This window comes from Nocardia gamkensis NBRC 108242 (genome assembly GCF_001612985.1).
GTDB lineage: Bacteria > Actinomycetota > Actinomycetes > Mycobacteriales > Mycobacteriaceae > Nocardia > Nocardia gamkensis.
The window spans coordinates 248,521-266,160 of the sequence record NZ_BDBM01000006.1; the positions used below are offsets into that span (position 1 = coordinate 248,521).

Sequence of the window (17,640 nt, forward strand, 5' to 3'; positions counted from 1 at the left end):
CGTTCACACACCATCGCCACCCGGTGCTCCCGTGCTGGTGCACAGTCCCGATCACCGGGACCGGAGGGTCGCTCACCAAGATGGGCCTGCGGCCACCGAGCGCGGAGCGGGAAGGTCGACTACATGAGTGATCGGAATTCGGTCGCGCCCCGCGCGGCCGCCGACGTGCGCGCCTACGACATCGAGACCGATGTGCTGGTGGTGGGCTACGGATGTGCCGGGTCCGCCGCGGCATTCGAGGCGGCGGCGGGCGGCGCGCAGGTCCTGGTGCTGGATCGGATGAGCGGTCCCGGCGGCGCATCCGCCCTCTCCGGCGGCGAGATCTATCTCGGCGGCGGCACACCGATCCAGCGGGCCTGCGGGTTCGACGACGATCCGGCGGCGATGGCCGCGTTCCTGTCGGCCGCGCTCGGGCCGGGCGCCGACCCGGACAAGATCACGCGCTACTGCGAGGACAGCGTCGCGCATTTCCACTGGCTCGCCGACCGCGGTGTGCCGTTCAACCCCACGCTGTGGGACGCGCCTGCCTGGGTGCCGCCGACGGATGACGGGCTCATGTGGCTGGGGGAGAACAGCGCGCCGTTCGCCGAACTCGCCGCGCCCGCGCCCCGTGGCCATCGCCCGGCCGCCGCCGACTTCGGCGGCAAGCTGCTCATGGACCGCCTTGCCGGGGCCGCTCGATCCGCCGGTGCCACGATGCTTTCCGACACCAGGGCGACCTGCCTGATCGTCGCGGGCGACGGCACGGTCGTCGGCGCGGTGGCCCGGCGGTACGGCGCGGAGCTGACCGTCCGTGCCCGCCGCGGCGTCGTGCTGACCACCGGCGGATTCGTCGACAACGACGCCATGCTGGCCGCGCACGCGCCGAAACTGCTGGGACACACCAAGGTCAGCGCGGGCACCGACGACGGAAGCGGGATCCGGATGGCACAGGCGCTCGGCGCGGCCGTGCGGCACATGGCCACCGGCCAGGTGGGCATCTCACTCGTTCCCGGCCTGGCCGCGCGCGGCATGGTGGTGAACGGGAACGGGCAGCGGTTCATCAACGAGGACACCTATCCCGGCCGGATCGGCCAGGCGGCGCTGTTCCGGCAGGACATGCGGACCTGGGTCGTGCTCGACGAACGGGCCTTCGAGGAAGTACCGGAACCGCAGCGGTGGGGTGTGCGGCCGACCCACGTGGCGGAGACCGCCGAGGAACTCGCCGATCTGATGGACCTACCGGCGACCGCATTGGCCGACACCATCCGCCGGTACAACAGCTTCGCCTCCCGCGGCGTGGATCCCGAATTCGGGAAAGCGCCGCGCTGGCTGCGGCCCCTCGCGCCACCGCTCGCCGCGATCGACGTGCGGGCGGGGGTGCGGCCGCCGTCGGAGTCCGGTGACCGCCGCGGGACCGGCGCATCCGTCTTCACCCTCGGCGGTCTGCACACCTCGCTCGACGGCGCCGTGCTCGACATCGACGGCGCCCCGATCCCCGGGCTGTTCGCCGCGGGCCGGGCCGCCAGCAACCTGCACGGCGAGGGCTACATCAGCGGCACTTCGCTCGGCGACGGCACCTTCTTCGGCCGCCGCGCGGGCGCCGCCGCGGCTCGCACCGACTGATCCCGCCGGTGGGTTCCGGTCATCGGGATGGATCGGGGCCGACGGCGCCGCACCGGCCTAGCGTCGAAAGACGGCACTACGAGGAGGACTACCGCATATGACCAACAAGGTGCTCGATCGGGTACGGGATCTGCTGCCCGCGATCCGAGAGCGAGCCGCCGACGCCGACCGGCAGCGCAGAGTGCCCGAGCAGAGCATTCGAGAGCTGACCGACGCGGGGGTGTTCCGCATGTTGCAGCCGTCTCGCTTCGGTGGCGACGAATCGTCCCCGGTCGCGTTCTACGAGGTGATCCGGGCTATCGCCACCGCGTGCCCGTCCACGGCGTGGGTGTCGTCGGTGCTGGGCGCGCACCCGTGGCAGCTCGCCTTGTTCCCGCTGCGGGCGCAGGAGGACGTGTGGGGCGCCGATCCGGACACGCTGGTCTCCTCGTCGTACGCGCCCACCGGCAAGCTGACGCCCGCCGCGGGCGGCTTCGAGATCAGCGGTCGCTGGAGCTTCTCCTCCGGATGCGATCACGCCCGCTGGGCTTTCCTCGGGGCGGTCGTACCGAACGAAGAAGGGGGAGCGGAGTACCTGACCGTCCTGGTGCCGCGCACCGACTACCGCATCGAGGATGTATGGCATGTGTCCGGGCTGTCCGGCACCGGCAGCAACGACATCGTCATCGAGAACGCGTTCGTGCCCGCCCACCGGACCTACCGCGCGAGTGAGCAGGCGGAGCTGCGCGGACCCGGTCAAGAGGTGAATACCGCCCCGCTCTACCGGATCTCGTTCGGCGCGGTGTTCTCCAACACCATCACCGCACCCATCATCGGCGCCGCCCAAGGCGCCTACGAAGCGCACATCGAGCGGATGCGCGAGCGGGTGCGGATCTCCTACGGCGGGCAGAAGGCCGCCGAGGACCCGTTCGCGCACGTCCGGGTCGCTCGCGCGGCCTCGGAGATCGACGCGGCCGTCCTGCAGATGGAGCGCAACATCGGCGAGCAACTGCGCTATGCCGAAGCGGGGGAGGAGATCCCCTTCGAACTGCGGGTACGCAGCCGCCGCGATCAGGTGCGCGGCACCGAACGCGCCATCGAGGCCATCGACCTGCTGTTCGACAACTCCGGCGGCCACGCCATCCGCAAACCCAATCCGATCGAGCGGCACTGGCGCGACGCGCACGCCGGAAGCGTGCACGTCATCAACGATGTCGAGCGCGCGCTGGTCCTCTACGGCCGCAACGCGTTCGGGCTGCCGGTCACGGATCGGATGATCTGATGACGTTCACCGCCGAGAACACCACGCGCTGGAGCACGACGGGCGGGTACGAACTGCGCTACCACGAGGCGGGGGCCGGTGCGCCCCTGGTGCTGCTGCACGGTTCCGGGCCGGGAGTCTCGGGCTGGGCCAACTTCGGCGCGAACCTGCCGGTGCTGGCCGAGCGTTTCCGCTGTCTGCTCGTCGACCAGCCCGGCTTCGGCGCCAGCGGCCGCCCGGCGGCGTACGAACGCAACTACCTGCGCATCTCCGCCGACGCGGTGCTCGGGCTGCTCGACGACCTCCGCCTGGACCGCGTCCACCTGCTGGGTAATTCGATGGGCGGCGCCGTCGCGACGTTGCTGGCGCTGGAGCATCCCGACCGGATCGATCGGCTGGTGCTGATGGCGCCCGGCGGCGTCGGGGTGAACGTTCTGGGACCGGAACCGTCCGAAGGCATCACGCGGTTGCTGGAGTTCAGCGCCGACCCCACTCGCGAGCGCCTGGTGCCCTGGCTGCGCAGCATGGTGTCGAATCCGGGGGCCCTGACCGAGGACCTGATCGAAGCCCGGCTGGCTGCAGCCTCGGATCCGGCCGCCATCGCCGCGCTGCGCGACGCCTACGCGACGTTCGCCGATCCCGCTCTCGCCGAACCTGTTCCGCTGTGGGCCCGGCTGCGCGGACTGCGCCCGCAGACACTGATCCTGTGGGGGCGCGACGATCGAGTGACACCGGTGGAGGCGTCGCTGCTGCCCGCGCGGCAGATCCCCGACGCCGATCTGCGCGTTTTCGCCCGCTGCGGTCATTGGGTGCAGATCGAGCGCAAATCGGCGTTCGAACGCGCCGTCGTCGATTTCCTTACCGCCGGGCTCTGATCGCCGCCGCCCACGTCGGTCACAGCCCGTGATCGCGGACCCATCCCGCGACCTGGGTTCGCGAGGTGAAGCCGAGCTTGGTGAGGATGTGCTCGACGTGGGTCTCGGCGGTGCGCACCGAGATCACCAGGTCCGCGGCGATGCGTTTGTTGCTGTGCCCGGCCGCGACCAGCCGGGCGACGTCCTTCTCCCGCCGGGTGAGGACGTCGGCCGCCTCGGAGCCGACGGGAGCGGACTGCGGCGGACGCGCCGTGGCGGGCGTGCGGCCCAGCGCGTAGTCGATCGCCTCGCCCAGCGACAGCGCCGCACCGCTGTCGAAGATCTCCTGGAACCTGCGCTCGCCCAGCGCTTCTCGGACGCGACCACGCATCTTGTCACCGAGCACGCCGGTGATGGCGTGCGCGAGGCGCACCGTGCTGCGCGCGAGGATCTCCGCGGCGCCGAGCAGGCGCGCGGCTCGCTCGAAGTCGGATCGGGCCACCGCCGTCCACGCCAGCCCCTCGAATCCGGAGGCGAGCCAGACGCACCGCTCGAACAGGCTGAACATTTCGACGGACCGGGCGAGATAATCGGTCGCGGCGGCCTGATCGCCGCGTCGCCAATGGTCCAAGCCCATCGACCACTGTGCCAGCCCGCCGAGCAGAGACGGTCCCCGCTCGGTGGCGACCGCGAGCAGCCGCTCGGCGAAAACGGTCGAGCGCGCGTCGGCGAGCACCAGCGCGCACACGAACGCGAAGGCGAGACTGTCCATCTCCATGGCGTGATGGCCGCATTCGGCCGCCAGATGCGTCGCGGTTTCGGCCAATTCGAGCGCGCGGGCGGTATCTCCGTCGTTGAAGGCCAGCAGTGCCGAATCGAGCATCGCCTCGGCGAGGATATCGGGGGCGTTGAGTTTGCGTGCCAGGGTCACGCATTCGTCCACCAATTGGCGAGCGGACCCGCGGTCGGACAGCAGCGCCGCCAGCGAGGCGGCCGCGGACAGCCCGCGTGCGCGAAGCTCGGTCGGTTCGCTCGACTTCGCCAGCGCATCGGTCAGCCAGCGATACCCTTCGGTCAGGAAGCGGTTGTGCTCCCAGAACGGCCGCAGCACCGCGGCCATCTCCAGTGCCGATTCCGGTGTGTCGACGAGGCCGGATTGCAGAGCCGCGCGCAGATTCGCGTGCTCGCGGTTCAGTGCGCGGAACCACGTGACGTCGTCGGAACTCCAATACGCGCTCCGGCCGCGCAACGCCAGCCGCCGGTAGTGGTCGCGGTGACGCGCGCGCACCGCGGGCTCGTCGCCCCGTTCGGCCAGCCGGTCGTGGGCGAACTGCCGGATCGGCTCCAGCATCGAGTACCGGCCGACATCGCCGTCGTAGCGCAGGCTCAGCACCGATTTGTCGACCAGGCCGGTCAGCGCGTCGAACAGTGTCCGCGCCCCGGCAGCGGGCAGGCACACGGCCTCGGCGGCGTCGATGTCGAAGCCGCCCGCGAAGACCGACAGCTGCTCCCACAACCGCTGTTCGGCGGGCGTGCACAGGTCATAACTCCAGCGGATCGCACCCTCGATGGTCTGCTGTCGCTCCGGCGCGAGGCGCGGTCCCGCGCTGAGCAGGCCCATGGTGTCGTCGAGCCGGGCGAGGATCTGCTCCGGAGTGAACATCCGAAACCGCAACGCGGCCAGTTCCAGCGCGAGCGGAATGCCATCCAGCCTGCGGCAGATCGCGGCCAGCGCACCCCGGTTCGCGGAGGTGGCCACGAAGCCGGGGTTGGCGGCGCCCGCCCGTTCGGCGAGCAGCCGCATCGCATCGCTGTCCGCGCTCTCCCCCTCTGCGAGCGGCAAGGGCGCCACGGGCATGACCTGTTCGCCCTGCACCCCCAGCACCTCCCGGCTGGTCGCCAGCACCCGTACCTCCGGGGTGGTGGCCACGATCCTGCCGACCAGCCGCGCGCACGCGTCGATCAGGTGCTCGCAGTTGTCGAGAATCAGCAGCAACCGTTTGTCCGCGAGGAACTCGGTCAGCCGCCGCAAGGGCGCCGCCGTGTCGTCGCGCAGCGCCAACGCCTCCGCGACGGTCACCGTCACCAGGTCGGGGTCGTGCACATCGGCCAGCTCGACCGACCACACTCCGTCCGGGAACGCGCGCGCGACCACCGCGCCGACCTGGCGGGACAACCGGGTCTTGCCGACACCGCCCGGGCCGAGCAGCGTCAGCACCCGCGTCGTGGGCAGCAGCCGCTTCGCGGCGGCGAGTTCCTCCCGGCGCCCGACGAAGCTGGTGACCTCGGCAGGGAGGTTGCCGATGGGACGCCGCGCCATGGGTGTCAACCCTAGGTACCGCGCGTGGCGCGCAGGTGCATTCTGGACAAAATCGACTCCGGTGGATGTGCCGGCCCGGCCCGCGGGCACGGGGGCGGTGGAACCGAACCGCTCCGGTTCATCGGATGGCGACAGCGGCGTCGTCGACCTCGGTCAACTGGTGGCGCATCCGGTCACGCTTGGCGCGCAGATAGTGCACGTTGTGCTCGGTCGTACCGGCCTGCAGGGGAATTCGCCGTTCGACGGCGATGCCGTGGGCGGTCAGACCCGCCTGTTTGGCCGGATTGTTGCTGAGCAGCCGCACCGACCGCACGCCCAGGTCGGCGAGGATCTGCGCCGCGGCGCCGTAGTGGCGGGCGTCGACGGGCAGCCCGAGCCGCAGGTTCGCGTCGACCGTGTCGGCGCCGCCGTCTTGGAGCTGGTAGGCGCGCAGTTTGTTGAGCAGTCCGACGCCGCGTCCCTCGTGCCCGCGCAGGTACACCACCACCCCGCGGCCTTCGGTGGCCACGGCCCGCATGGCGGCATCGAGCTGCTCGCCGCAGTCGCAGCGCAGCGAGCCGAACGCGTCACCGGTGAGGCATTCCGAATGCACCCGGGTCAGCACGTCGCGCTCGCCCGGTGTGCCGAGCACCAGCGCGAGATGTTCGGCGTGGTTCGTCTCATCGCGATAGCCGACCAGCCGGAACTCGCCGAAACGGGTCGGCAGCCGCGTTTCGACCACGCGCTGCGCGCCCGGCTCGAGCCCGCGGCGGTGGTCGACCAGGTCGGCGATGGAGATGATCGGGATTCCGTGCGCCCGGGCCATCGTCAGCAGCTCGGGGAGCCGGGCCATCGACCCGTCGTCGCGCACCACCTCGGCGATGACCGCGGCGGGGCGTAGTCCCGCCATCCGTACCAGATCGACGGCGGCCTCGGTATGCCCTCGCCGGCCGAGAACGCCGCGCGGGTGCGCCCGCAAGGGGAATACGTGCCCGGGACGGGTGAGATCCCGGGGTGTGGCGGCGGGATCGGCCAGCAGGCGCATGGTGTGGGCGCGGTCGGCGGCCGAGATGCCGGTGTCGATCCCCGTCGCCGCGTCCACCGAGACCGTGTAGGCGGTGCCCTTCGGATCCTGGTTGACCGCCGTCATCGGCGGCAGCTCCAGCCGGTCCAGATCGCCGCCCATCATCGGCACGCACAGCACGCCGCTGGTGTGCCGCACCAGGAAACCGATATTCTCCGCGGTCGCCTGCTCGGCGGCCAGCACCAGATCGCCTTCGTTCTCGCGGTCCTCGTCGTCCACCACCAGCGCCATGCCGCCGCTCGCGATCGCCGCCACCGCGGCAGGCACCGAATCCAGTTCACCGGGCATCATCCGCCACCTCCATATGCCTGATAGAAATATGACGGGGCCGCAGCAGCCAGGCTGCGTCTCACTCAGTGAGGCGATCGATATCCGCCAGCAACTCTCGCGCGAAATCACGCTCGGCCTCGTAGTGCCGCACGCACCAGCGCAGCACCAGTTCCGGATAGGCCCAGTCCGGATTCGCCTCCGCGCCCTCCGCGTCGGCCTCGGCGCGTTTACGCATCTTCTCGGCGTACGTGATGTGCTCGGTGAGGATTTCGCGCATCCGTTCGGGCTCGGCGAGGTTGCCCAGCCACGCTCGCAGCATCACGCTGTGCTTGAGCACCGGCGCCTCGACCGGCGCGTGGTTGACCCAGTTCGCGGCGGCGGCACGGCCTTCCGGCGTGATGGCGTACATCCGCTTGCCGCGCACGCCGTCCTCGTGCACCACCGTGCGGGAACTGGCGTAGCCGTGCTTCTCCAGACGCTTGAGTTCGGCGTAGATCTGGCTGAACGACGGGCTCCAGTAGAAGAACTGAAGACTCCAGTCGGCCCATTTCTTCAAGTCGTAGCCGGAGAGTTCATCGGCGTGCGAGAGCATTCCGAGCACGGCCCACGCGGTGGTGGGCAGGTCGGGCACCGCGGGTCTGCCGCCATCGGTCATGGTCGGACTGTACCGCTCAGGCATATTCCGACTCGGGCTATCGCCAGCGCGCCCGGCGGGGGAACAACGTCCGGCCTGCCTCGTGGGAGATCTCGAGCAGCACCCGTGCCAGCTTGTCGAAACTCATCGCCTCGGCCCGCCCGGACAGCGACAGTGCCGCGGGCGCCGTGCCGCGGCCACGCAACGGCGCCGCGACGCAAGCGATTCCGTCCATCGATTCCTCCCGGTCCAGCGCCACGCCCTGGCGCAGCCGGATCTGGGCCAAGGCGCGATGCAGCGCACCGGGCTCGGTGATGGTGTGCGCGGTCAGGCGCGGCAGCTGGGTATGGAACGCCGCTTCGGCGATGCTCGGTTCCAGTGCCGCCAGCATCGCCTTGCCGAGCGCGGTGCAGTGCGCGGGCATGCGGCCGCCGAGGCGGGTGGGCAGCAGTGCGGCCAAGCGGCCACCGGCCTTGTCCAGGTAGACGACTTCGCGTCCGTCGAGCACCGCCAGATGGCCGACCATGCCGGTGCGCTGACACAGCTCGTGCAGCAGCGGGCTGACGGCGTCGCGGATCTCGTTGTGATCGGCGGTGAGTCCGCCCAGTTCCAGGGTGCGCATGCCGAGCCGGTACCCGCCGGAGGTGTGGGCCAGCCAGCGCAGCCGGATCATCTGATCGAGGATCCGATGGACTGTCGAGCGCGGCAGGCCGGTGCGCTCCACCAGGCCCAGCAGCGTCAGCGTGGGGGTCGCGGCGTCGAACGCGTCCAGGATGAGGGTCATCCGCTCGATCATCGATACCGGCACGTCGGCGGAGCCGGGGTCGGCCCCGTCGGGCCGGCCCCGGTGCGGGAGCCGGGCGGTGTGCGGCTCGGCATCGGGTAGCAGGGTGACGGTCATTCGAACCTCCGTCGGTCGCATTCGGTCTACGTCGACCAGGCACGACGTGCCCGATCGTTTGTGTCTCCCATCACACTGACGGGTTCGCGACCGGGAGGAATCGGGAGAACTACGTAGCTTCCACGGATCTCCGTCTCGGTGACCGGACCCCGATCTTGACCCCCCTCCTGCGGTAGCTGCTGCCATAGCTATCAGGTATATGCCTGATCGAAATAGGAGGCCCGATGGAACCGGTGCTCGAGATGGACGGATCGCCACTGGACGTGCGCGACTTCAAAGCCGTGCTGGGTCGCTTCTGCACCGGCGTCACGGTGATCACCGCGCGGTCGGCGGCCGGGCCTGCCGGATTCACCTGCCAGTCGTTCTCGGCACTGTCGCTGGAGCCGCCCGCGGTCTGTTTTTGCCCGGCGCGCACGTCTACGTCGTGGCCGCGCATCCGCGAGGTCGGGCGGTTCTGCGTGAACATCCTGGCCCACGACCAGCAGGAGATCTGCAGGCAGCTCGCGCGCAGCGGCACGGACAAGTTCGCGGGAGTCGACTGGGAGCCGTCGCCGAACGGCTCGCCGCGGCTGGCCGGCGCCGTGGCCTGGCTCGATTGCGAGCTCGAGCAGGAGGTCGACGGCGGTGACCACACGATCGTCATCGCACGCGTCACGGCGCTGTCGGAGCATCGCGAGGCGCCGCCGCTGCTGTTCTACCGCTCCGCGTTCGGACGGTTCGATCCGGCCTGAGCGCCTCCCGGCCAGTGGGACTGCGCATTTCCGCCCCGCATGCCGAACCGAAATATCGAGGTGACAAACGTGCGTGAATTGTGGAGGAACCGATGACTACCGACACCGAGGTTCGAGTGATCGACGCGGGCGCTCCGCCCGCCCGGTACGCGCGCGGCTGGCACTGCCTGGGGCTGGCGCAGGACTTCCGGGACGGGAAACCGCATACCGTCGAGATCTTCGGCACCGAACTGGTGGTCTTCGCCGGCGCGGGCGGAGAGCTCCACGTCCTGGACGCCTACTGCAGGCACATGGGCGGGAACCTGGGTGACGGCCGGATCAAGGGGGACTCGATCGCCTGCCCGTTCCACGACTGGCGCTGGGGCGGCAACGGCCGTTGCACCGGCATCCCCTACGGTCGCCGGGTGCCACCCCGCGCGCGGACCCGGTCGTGGCCGACGCTGGAGCAGAACAAGCAGCTGTTCGTCTGGAACGACCCGGAGGGCAATCCGCCGCCGGAACACGTCGCCATCCCGCGCATCGAGGGCGCGTTCAGCGACGAGTGGACCGACTGGACCTGGAACACCATGACGATCGACGGCGCGAACTGCCGCGAGGTCATCGACAACGTGGTGGACATGGCGCACTTCTTCTACGTGCACTTCGGGTTCCCGACCTACTTCAAGAACGTCTTCGAAGGTCACATCGCCAGTCAGTACATGACCTCGGTGTCACGCGAGGACATGATGGGGGAGACCGCGAAGGCATTGGGCGGCAAGAACGTCCTGCACTCCGACGCCTCCTACTACGGCCCTTCCTACATGATCGATCACCTGCGCAGCGAAAGCGCGGGCCTGACGGTCGAGGGCATCCTGATCAACTGTCACTACCCGGTGTCTCCCACCGAGTTCGTGCTGCAATACGGCGCCATCGTGAAGAAGCCGCACGGCGTGTCGCCGGAGCAGGCCGAGGACATCGCGGCGAAGTTCGCCGGTGGTCTGGGCCGCGGCTTCGAACAGGACGCCGCGATCTGGCAGCGCAAGACCCGTATCGACAATCCGCTGCTGTGCGAGGAGGACGGACCCGTCTACCAGTTGCGCCGCTGGTATGAGCAGTTCTACACCGACGTGGCCGAGATCGACCCGAAGATGACCGACCGCTTCGAGTTCGAGGTCGACACCACTCGTGCGGTCACGGCGTGGGAGGCGGAGGTCGCCGAGAATCTCGCCGAGCAGCGCGCCGGCGCCGAGGCCTGAACGGACTGCGATGGAACCGGTTACCTGCCGTACCTGCGCGACGTGCGTGCTGGTCGAGAAATTCAGCCCGCAGCACACCAGCGTGCAGTGGACCGCGAGCGCGGTGGCGGCCTGCGCCGAGTTCACCGGGGCCGACAGCGCGCGAGTGCGGACCTGCGCCGCGCTGCGCGACAGCGTCGAAGCGGCGGTCGCGGGCGGCCGCATCGAAGTCGGCACCCGTGACGGGGACGTGCCGTGAGCGCGGCGAACGCCGTGGACGACCGCCCCGGAGCGGTTCTGCCCCTGCGCGTGGCGCAGGTGATCCGGGAAACCGACGATGCGGTATCGCTGGAGCTGGATGTCGTCATGGAGCGGCCGTCGATCGCATACCGCCCGGGTCAGTTCCTGACGCTGCGGATACCGAGCGAGCTGACCGGCTCGGTGAGCCGCTGCTACTCCTTGTCGAGCGCACCGCACGAGCAGGGTCCGCTGAAGGTCACGGTCAAGCGAACTCCCGACGGATACGCATCGAACTGGTTGTGCGACAACGCGACAGCGGGCATGGTTCTCGACGCGCTGCCGCCCGCGGGCGTCTTCACCCCCGCGTCGTTCGACGACGACCTGCTGTTGTTCGCGGCGGGCAGTGGCATCACCCCGGTGCTGTCGATTCTGAAATCGGTACTGGCGGCCGGGTCCGGGCACTGCACGCTGATCTACGCCAACCGCGACGAGCGCTCGGTGATCTTCGCCGCCGAGCTCGCCGACCTCTCCGCCCGGCATCCCGGCCGCCTGGTCGTGGTGCACTGGTTGGAGAGGGTGCAAGGGCTACCGAGCCGCGCGCAGCTCGCGGCGCTGGCCGGGCCGTGGTCGGATCGCGAGGCGTTCGTCTGCGGTCCCGGTCCGTTCATGGACGCCGTCTCCGCCGCACTGATCGGGCTGGGGGCGCGACGCGAGCGCGTGCACGTGGAGAAGTTCGTGTCGCTCAACGGCAATCCGTTCGACAGCGGCACGCCTGAAGTCCTCGACTCCGGCGATTGCGCCACCGTGGCGGTCGATCTCGACGGCGAGACGCGCGAACTTCCGTGGCCGCGGCAGCACGTGCTACTCGACGTCCTGCTGGCCAACGGACTGGAAGCGCCCTACTCCTGCCGCGAGGGCGCTTGCAGCGCGTGCACGTGCCGGATCGTTTCGGGGCGGGTGGAGATGCGGCACAACGAAGTTCTCGACGCGGCCGATCTGGCCGAGGGGTACGTGCTGGCCTGCCAGGCGGTCCCGATCACCGACACGGTGCAAGTCACCTATTCCTGAGGAGTACGACGAATCAATGGCTGATATCGCCTCGCTCGGCTATGTCCGGATCGCCGTCGCCGATGTGGCGGCCTGGCGGGCCTTCGCGTTCGACGTTCTGGGTTTCGCGCAGGGCACCGGCCCGAATCCGGACAGTCTGTACCTGCGGATGGACGAGCATGCCTACCGCTTCGAACTCGTTCCCGCGCAACAGGACCGCGTGCTAGCCGTCGGCTGGGAGGTGCGCGACTACCGCGCCCTGGCCCGGGTACGGCACACGCTGGAGCGGGCGGGCGTGGCCGTCGCACCGCTCGGCCGGGATCAGGTCGAGGCCCTGCGGGTGGAAGAGGCCTTCACCTTCACCGATCCCGCCGGGTTCACCGTCGAGGTCTTCCACGGCCCGGTGCTCGACCACAGCCCGGTCGTGACCGCGCACGGCAACCGCTTCGTGACGGCCGGATCGGGGCTCGGCCATGTCGTGCTGCCGGTGCCCGACCTCGAGGAGGCGAACCGCTTCTACTGTGAGGTGCTCGGATTCCTGCCGCGCGGATCGTTCCGGGTGCCCACCCCGCCCGAGGTGGGCCCGATTCGCGTGCGATTCCTCGGCGTCAACCGGCGTCACCACAGCCTCGCCCTGATCCCCGGCACCCGCTCCGACGGTCCGGGCCTGGTGCACATCATGGTCGAGGTCGACGAGCTCGACGCCGTCGGCCGCGCGCTGGACCGGGTCATGCGGGCAGGCTATCCGTTGTCGTCGACCCTGGGCCGCCACACCAATGACAAGATGATCTCCTTCTACGTCCGCACACCCGGTGGCTGGGATCTCGAATACGGCACCGAGGGCGTGCTGGTCGACGAATCCACCTACACCGCCGAGGAGATCACCGCGGACAGCTACTGGGGCCACGAGTGGTCTCGTGGCTGACCCGGCGGGGCGGTCACGCGGCGAGGACCTAGACTGGCGATTCGAGGAGGAAGGAACGCTGATGAAGCGAAATCTGAACTGCCCCTGCGGAGAATCGATCGTCGGAACCGACGAGGACGATCTCGTGGCGAAGACGCAAGCGCACCTGGTGGAGAAGCACCCCGGACACGACTACTCACGCGACGAGATCCTGTTCATCGCGTACTGACCGAGAGCTCCGGGCGTGCCCGGAGCATCACGGCCTCGGACGCAGACCTTCGATCATGTGCGTCGTGGTCTCGTCCAGCAGTTCGTCGGCGGCTTCCACGGCGATCACGCCCGAGCCGACGAAGGTGGCCAGGCCCTGCAGTGCGGCGACCGCGGACAGCGCGATGCGCCGCGGGTCGCCGGCGATCACCTCACCCCGCTGCTGCGCTTCGGCGATGAGCGCGACCGGCGTCGCGAACGCCGCGTCCACGGCCCGGGACATCACATCGCCCGCGGCAGGGCTGTGCCTGCGGGCGAACATGAGCGCCACGAGCGCGGAATTCTCGGTGGCGAACCGGAGATAGGTCCGGGCCAGGGCGCGGAAGCGCCCCTCGATCGCACTCCCGGCCGCGGTCTGTTCCAAGGCGGCGGCCAGACGCTGGAAGCCCGACACCGCGATGGCATCGAGCAATGCCTGCTTGTCCTTGAAATGCCGGGTCGGAGCGGCATGACTGACTCCGACGTCACGGGCCAGCCCGCGCAGCGAAAGGCCGTCGACGCCGGACTCGCGCAGCGTCGCCTCGGCCCGCTGCAGCAGTTCGGCGCGCAGGTCGCCGTGGTGGTAGGACCGGCTTCGAGTGATCGGCATGGTGTTTGCAGGATAACAAAATGTAGGCATTGCCTACTTTGTAGGCGGTGACTACATTTACTCGCATGACGGTTCGGACCTTCACCGCCCCGATCGCAGTGCTGACGGTGTTCGCGGCGCTGCTCGCCACCATGTACCTCGGCTACGCGGGCAATACCGAGAAGAACTTGCACGACTTCCCGATCGCCCTGGTGAACCAGGACGTGGGGGACACGCTGGACGGCAAACCCGCCAACATCGGCGCCCAGGTCACCGACGCGCTGGTCGCCGGGATCCCGGCCGAGAAGATCGACCTGCGTGTCCTGGGCATCGCCCAGGCGCGCGAACAGTTGCGGGACGGCGAGGTGTACGGCGCCATCGTCATCCCGTCCGACTTCACCAAGCGTCTGGCCATTCTCGGCGCGGCCGCCGTGGTCCCCGGAGAGATCGAGCGGCCGGTGATCACGGTCCATACCAATCCGCGCATCGGTCCGTATACCACCGGCATCATGCAGCGCGTCGCCGATCGCGCGTTGAACCAGGTGGACGAGACCGTCGGCAAGAACCTGACCGGCCAGGTGAACGCCGCCCTCGCGGCGGGTCCGGGAGCGCCGGTCGAACTCACCGGCGCGGCCAGGTTGATGCTCGCCGACCCGGTGCAGATCGTCACCGCGCCGTACCGCCCCATGGACGACGGTGCGGGCCAAGGCCTCGTCGCCTTCTTCTACACCTTGATCCTGCTGCTGGCGGGCTTCACCGGCGCCATGATCATCCACACGCTCGTCGACTCGGTACTCGGTTTCACGCCAACCGAGTACGGTCCGTGGTTCGTCCACCAGCCGGCCACCGGGCTCTCCCGATTCCGGACACTGCTGGTGAAATGGGCGGTCGTCCTCACCGCGGCGCCGATCCTGTCCGGGATATTCCTCGCCGTGGCCGCCGCGTTGGGTGTTCCGCTGGGCAGCCCCCTGCTGTTGTGGCTCTACGGAATACTCGCCATCGTCGCCGTCGGCGTGACCGCGCTGGCCGTCCTGGCCACCTTCGGCACCGCCGGACTGCTGGTCAACCTGATCTTGTTCGTCGTCCTGGGCCTGCCGTCGTCGGCCGCCACGGTCCCGCTGGAGGCGACGCCGGCCTATATCGCGAAGCTGGCCGCCTTCGAGCCGATGCACCAGATCTACCTGGCCGTGCGCGCCATAATGTTCTTCGACGCCCACGCCGGAGCCGGTTTGGGCCACGGGTTGTGGATGACGCTGCTCGGCCTCGGAATCGGACTGGTCCTCGGTGTCACCGCCACGTACGCCTACGACCGCCGTGGACTGCACCGCGCGACAGCGCCTCTCGGCAGTGCCCCTGCCGTGGGCGCGCCCGCCGTCGCCGGATGAACGGGTCCGGGCGATCAGTCGCCGGTGGCAGCCAGGAGCGCGTCGAGCTTCTGCGGGTCGACGCCGAAGCCGGTGAGGCGATTCAGCGGAATGGAGGCGATCATCCGCATCATGTCCACCCCGAGTGCCGAGGCGTCGCCCATGCTCTCGGACATGCCGCCGAACACGTCGGCCAGCGCGGCCGCCGCCCTCGGATCGGCCAAGGCCTCCCCGAGGGTCGACTCCGCCGTGATCGGGATCCGCAGTTCGTCTCCGGCGACGTCGACCAGCCCGCTGACGCGCAGGTCCCGGCTGGAAGCGCCTGCCCAGACCCGGTAGGCGCCGCCCTCCACGATCCAGCGGTCGACGCGAGTCTCCCAATAGGCCAGATCGTCGCGGCGTAGCAGCATCGAGATCTCCTCGCGCGCACCCGGTTCCAGTTCGGCGGTCACCGCGACACCCTTCAGCTCGCGGGCCGGACGCGTGACGGAGGAGCCGGGCAGCGCGGTGTACACCTGCACCACCTCGCGGCCTCTGCGGGAACCGGTGTTGGTGACGCCGACGCGCACCGTGATGCCCGCTTCGCTCGCGGTGAGTGTCAGATCGGAGTAATCGAACGTGGTGTAGGACAGGCCGTGCCCGAACGGGTAGCACACGTCCATCTCCCGGCTGTCGTACCAGCGGTAGCCCACATACAGGCCTTCGCCGTAGCGCACGTGCGAGTTCTCGCCCGGGAAATTCAGATAGGCCGGGGTGTCCTGCAAGCGGACCGGCACCGTCTCGGCGAGTCGCCCCGACGGATTCACCACACCGAACAGCACGTCGGCGAGTGCGCCGCCCCCGGCCTGGCCGAGCAGCCCGCCGTCCAGGATGGCGGGCGCCGACGCGGCCACCGGGCCCAGCCGCACCACGCCGCCGTGCGCGAGCACCACCACCGTGTCCGGTCGTACCCGCACCACCGCGTCCAGCAGATCCAGCTGCTCGGCGGGCAGCTCGAGATGCTCACGATCGAAGCCCTCGGATTCCTGCGTGGCCGCCAAGCCCAGGAACAGCACCGCGACGTCCGCGTTCGCCGCGGCGGCGACGGCTTCCGCGCGCAACGCGTCGTTGTCCGCGTCCGTGTCGTCCGTGGCGAAACCCCGGCAGTAGGAGACCGTTGCGGAGCCCGCGAGCGCGCGGATCTCGTCCAGCGGCACATCGAGCCGGGTCGGGTTGACGTGTGAGCTGCCGCCTCCCTGATATCGAGGTTGCGTCGCGAATTCGCCGATCACCGCCAGCGAGCGCCCCGGTGTCAGTGGCAGCAGGCCACGGTCGTTCCGCAACAGGACGACGCAGCGTGCGGCGACCTCGCGGGCCAGGCGATGGTGGTCATCGGTGGTGTCGACGTTGTGGGCCCTAGCGCGACCGGCCGCCACCCGCGCCGCCAGCGTCGCCACGTTCCGCGCGGCACGATCGACGTCCGCCGGGTCGAGGGTGCCCGCGGCCATCGCCGCCATCACCTGGGCGTCGGAGACGCCGCTGCCGCCCGGCATCTCCAGATCCAGTCCGGCCGTCACGGCGGCCGGCCGGTCGGCCACCGCGCCCCAGTCGGAGACCACCGCACCGTCGAATCCCCATTCACCGCGCAAAACGTCGGTGAGCAGTCGGCGATTCTGCGCGGCGGGCACACCGTTGATCCGGTTGTAGGAGCACATCACCGTCCATGGCCGGGCCGTGCGCACGATGTGGGCGAACCCGCGCAGGTAGATCTCGCGCAGCGGGCGCGGGTCGACATCGGAACTCGACCGCATCCGGTCGTGCTCGGCGTTGTTGGCGGCGAAATGCTTGAGGGAGGCGCCGACTCCGGTGCTCTGCAGCCCCGTGACCCACGCCGCGCCGAGCAGGCCGGTGAGCAGCGGATCCTCCGAGTAGTACTCGAAATTGCGGCCGCCGCGCGGATCCCGCTTGATGTTGACGCCCGGCCCGAGCAGCACGTCCACGCCCAAGGCGCGGGCCTCCCGGCCCAGAGCCGCGCCCACCCGGCGCACCAGTTCGGTGTCCCAGCTCTGCGCGAGCCCAACCGCGGGCGGGAAACAGGTGGCGGGCAGGCTCTCGGCCAGCCCGAGGTGATCGGTCGCCCCCGCCTGCCTGCGCACACCGTGCGGGCCGTCGGTCATGGTCACCGAGGCGACGGGACCGATCGCCTTGGTGGTCCAGAAGTCCGCGCCGCTGCCGAGCGCGGCGCGCTGCTCCGGCGTCAGATCGGCGAGGCCGGGCTTGCTCGTCATCGAGGCTCCTCGGGTCGGCAGCAAAGAGCAGCTTTTCGCTGCCATCCTGGCACGTCGCGACAAACGCAATGGCTGTACGACCCGGACGTGGACATGGCCGACCACGTGGCGTACCTGTGGGAGCTGATCGAGCGCCCGGCCGACCGGCCCG

General features: G+C 69.8%; 16 protein-coding genes. 10 read left to right on the forward strand and 6 right to left on the reverse strand.

Features of this window, described 5'->3' with window-relative positions; genetic code table 11:
• The first annotated feature begins 123 nt into the window (after positions 1 to 123).
• From NG1_RS07375 to NG1_RS07385, 3 genes are all read left to right on the forward strand, one after another.
• Positions 124 to 1,605: an FAD-dependent oxidoreductase gene (locus tag NG1_RS07375; protein WP_062969274.1), complete on the forward strand. Its 1,482-nt coding sequence runs from the start codon at positions 124 to 126 to the stop codon at positions 1,603 to 1,605.
• 97 nt (positions 1,606 to 1,702) lie between these two features.
• A complete protein-coding gene (hsaA, locus tag NG1_RS07380; protein ID WP_062969275.1) occupies positions 1,703 to 2,866 on the forward strand; it encodes a 3-hydroxy-9,10-secoandrosta-1,3,5(10)-triene-9,17-dione monooxygenase oxygenase subunit in 1,164 nt (387 codons plus the stop codon).
• Complete coding sequence (locus tag NG1_RS07385; protein ID WP_062969276.1) at positions 2,866 to 3,720, forward strand: alpha/beta fold hydrolase; 855 nt, start codon at positions 2,866 to 2,868, stop codon at positions 3,718 to 3,720. The genes hsaA and NG1_RS07385 overlap by 1 nt, the downstream gene beginning before the upstream one ends.
• Before the next feature lie 19 nt (positions 3,721 to 3,739).
• Here NG1_RS07385 and NG1_RS38755 read toward each other — a convergent pair whose 3' ends face one another.
• The 4 genes from NG1_RS38755 to NG1_RS07405 all read right to left on the reverse strand — a co-directional run bounded on the left by NG1_RS38755 (position 3,740) and on the right by NG1_RS07405 (position 8,887).
• Positions 3,740 to 6,019 (reverse strand): LuxR C-terminal-related transcriptional regulator, encoded by a 2,280-nt coding sequence (locus NG1_RS38755; protein ID WP_062969277.1) that lies wholly within the window; start codon positions 6,017 to 6,019, stop codon positions 3,740 to 3,742.
• A 118-nt stretch (positions 6,020 to 6,137) separates the two neighbouring features.
• Positions 6,138 to 7,370 carry a bifunctional 3,4-dihydroxy-2-butanone-4-phosphate synthase/GTP cyclohydrolase II gene (locus tag NG1_RS07395; RefSeq protein WP_174315416.1) on the reverse strand — a complete coding sequence of 411 codons (1,233 nt, stop codon included), beginning with the start codon at positions 7,368 to 7,370 and terminating at the stop codon, positions 6,138 to 6,140.
• A 61-nt stretch (positions 7,371 to 7,431) separates the two neighbouring features.
• Positions 7,432 to 8,007: a PadR family transcriptional regulator gene (locus NG1_RS07400; RefSeq protein WP_062969279.1), complete on the reverse strand. Its 576-nt coding sequence runs from the start codon at positions 8,005 to 8,007 to the stop codon at positions 7,432 to 7,434.
• Between the two features lie 37 nt (positions 8,008 to 8,044).
• On the reverse strand, positions 8,045 to 8,887 hold the full coding sequence (locus NG1_RS07405) for an IclR family transcriptional regulator (RefSeq protein WP_062969280.1): 843 nt from the start codon (positions 8,885 to 8,887) through the stop codon (positions 8,045 to 8,047).
• Between the two features lie 224 nt (positions 8,888 to 9,111).
• On the opposite strand from NG1_RS07405, the gene NG1_RS07410 reads away from it, so the two are divergent.
• The 6 genes from NG1_RS07410 to NG1_RS34940 all read left to right on the forward strand — a co-directional run bounded on the left by NG1_RS07410 (position 9,112) and on the right by NG1_RS34940 (position 13,252).
• Positions 9,112 to 9,618 (forward strand): flavin reductase family protein, encoded by a 507-nt coding sequence (locus tag NG1_RS07410; RefSeq protein WP_157113895.1) that lies wholly within the window; start codon positions 9,112 to 9,114, stop codon positions 9,616 to 9,618.
• 92 nt (positions 9,619 to 9,710) lie between these two features.
• Complete coding sequence (locus tag NG1_RS07415; protein ID WP_062969346.1) at positions 9,711 to 10,853, forward strand: 3-ketosteroid-9-alpha-monooxygenase, oxygenase component; 1,143 nt, start codon at positions 9,711 to 9,713, stop codon at positions 10,851 to 10,853.
• Positions 10,854 to 10,863: 10 nt separating this feature from the next.
• Positions 10,864 to 11,091, forward strand: a complete 228-nt coding sequence (locus NG1_RS07420) for a hypothetical protein (protein ID WP_062969281.1) — start codon at positions 10,864 to 10,866, stop codon at positions 11,089 to 11,091.
• The gene (locus tag NG1_RS07425; protein ID WP_084498750.1) at positions 11,088 to 12,140 is read left to right on the forward strand and encodes a ferredoxin--NADP reductase; all 1,053 of its coding nucleotides are present in this window, start codon (positions 11,088 to 11,090) and stop codon (positions 12,138 to 12,140) included. Before NG1_RS07420 ends, NG1_RS07425 begins: the two co-directional genes overlap by 4 nt.
• Positions 12,141 to 12,156: 16 nt before the next feature.
• On the forward strand, positions 12,157 to 13,044 hold the full coding sequence (locus tag NG1_RS07430; protein WP_062969282.1) for a VOC family protein: 888 nt from the start codon (positions 12,157 to 12,159) through the stop codon (positions 13,042 to 13,044).
• 61 nt (positions 13,045 to 13,105) lie between these two features.
• Complete coding sequence (locus NG1_RS34940; RefSeq protein ID WP_063910274.1) at positions 13,106 to 13,252, forward strand: DUF1059 domain-containing protein; 147 nt, start codon at positions 13,106 to 13,108, stop codon at positions 13,250 to 13,252.
• A 27-nt stretch (positions 13,253 to 13,279) separates the two neighbouring features.
• Here the strand turns inward: NG1_RS34940 and NG1_RS07435 are convergent, their stop codons facing one another.
• Positions 13,280 to 13,879, reverse strand: coding sequence for a TetR/AcrR family transcriptional regulator (locus NG1_RS07435; protein ID WP_062969283.1), 600 nt, complete (start codon positions 13,877 to 13,879; stop codon positions 13,280 to 13,282).
• 65 nt (positions 13,880 to 13,944) lie between these two features.
• Here NG1_RS07435 and NG1_RS07440 point away from each other — a divergent pair, with 65 nt between their 5' ends.
• Positions 13,945 to 15,243 (forward strand): YhgE/Pip domain-containing protein, encoded by a 1,299-nt coding sequence (locus NG1_RS07440; protein ID WP_062969284.1) that lies wholly within the window; start codon positions 13,945 to 13,947, stop codon positions 15,241 to 15,243.
• 14 nt (positions 15,244 to 15,257) lie between these two features.
• Here the strand turns inward: NG1_RS07440 and NG1_RS07445 are convergent, their stop codons facing one another.
• Positions 15,258 to 17,489, reverse strand: coding sequence for a glycoside hydrolase family 3 C-terminal domain-containing protein (locus NG1_RS07445; RefSeq protein WP_062969285.1), 2,232 nt, complete (start codon positions 17,487 to 17,489; stop codon positions 15,258 to 15,260).
• Positions 17,490 to 17,640: the final 151 nt, after the last annotated feature.

Coding starts and splice junctions, on each gene's coding strand:
- NG1_RS07375 (WP_062969274.1), top strand. CDS start 124: ATGAGTGATCGGAATTCGGTCGCGCCCCGCGCGGCCGCCGACGTGCGC.
- hsaA (WP_062969275.1), top strand. CDS start 1,703: ATGACCAACAAGGTGCTCGATCGGGTACGGGATCTGCTGCCCGCGATC.
- NG1_RS07385 (WP_062969276.1), top strand. CDS start 2,866: ATGACGTTCACCGCCGAGAACACCACGCGCTGGAGCACGACGGGCGGG.
- NG1_RS38755 (WP_062969277.1), bottom strand. CDS start 6,019: ATGGCGCGGCGTCCCATCGGCAACCTCCCTGCCGAGGTCACCAGCTTC.
- NG1_RS07395 (WP_174315416.1), bottom strand. CDS start 7,370: ATGCCCGGTGAACTGGATTCGGTGCCTGCCGCGGTGGCGGCGATCGCG.
- NG1_RS07400 (WP_062969279.1), bottom strand. CDS start 8,007: ATGACCGATGGCGGCAGACCCGCGGTGCCCGACCTGCCCACCACCGCG.
- NG1_RS07405 (WP_062969280.1), bottom strand. CDS start 8,887: ATGACCGTCACCCTGCTACCCGATGCCGAGCCGCACACCGCCCGGCTC.
- NG1_RS07410 (WP_157113895.1), top strand. CDS start 9,112: ATGGAACCGGTGCTCGAGATGGACGGATCGCCACTGGACGTGCGCGAC.
- NG1_RS07415 (WP_062969346.1), top strand. CDS start 9,711: ATGACTACCGACACCGAGGTTCGAGTGATCGACGCGGGCGCTCCGCCC.
- NG1_RS07420 (WP_062969281.1), top strand. CDS start 10,864: ATGGAACCGGTTACCTGCCGTACCTGCGCGACGTGCGTGCTGGTCGAG.
- NG1_RS07430 (WP_062969282.1), top strand. CDS start 12,157: ATGGCTGATATCGCCTCGCTCGGCTATGTCCGGATCGCCGTCGCCGAT.
- NG1_RS34940 (WP_063910274.1), top strand. CDS start 13,106: ATGAAGCGAAATCTGAACTGCCCCTGCGGAGAATCGATCGTCGGAACC.
- NG1_RS07435 (WP_062969283.1), bottom strand. CDS start 13,879: ATGCCGATCACTCGAAGCCGGTCCTACCACCACGGCGACCTGCGCGCC.
- NG1_RS07440 (WP_062969284.1), top strand. CDS start 13,945: ATGACGGTTCGGACCTTCACCGCCCCGATCGCAGTGCTGACGGTGTTC.
- NG1_RS07445 (WP_062969285.1), bottom strand. CDS start 17,489: ATGACGAGCAAGCCCGGCCTCGCCGATCTGACGCCGGAGCAGCGCGCC.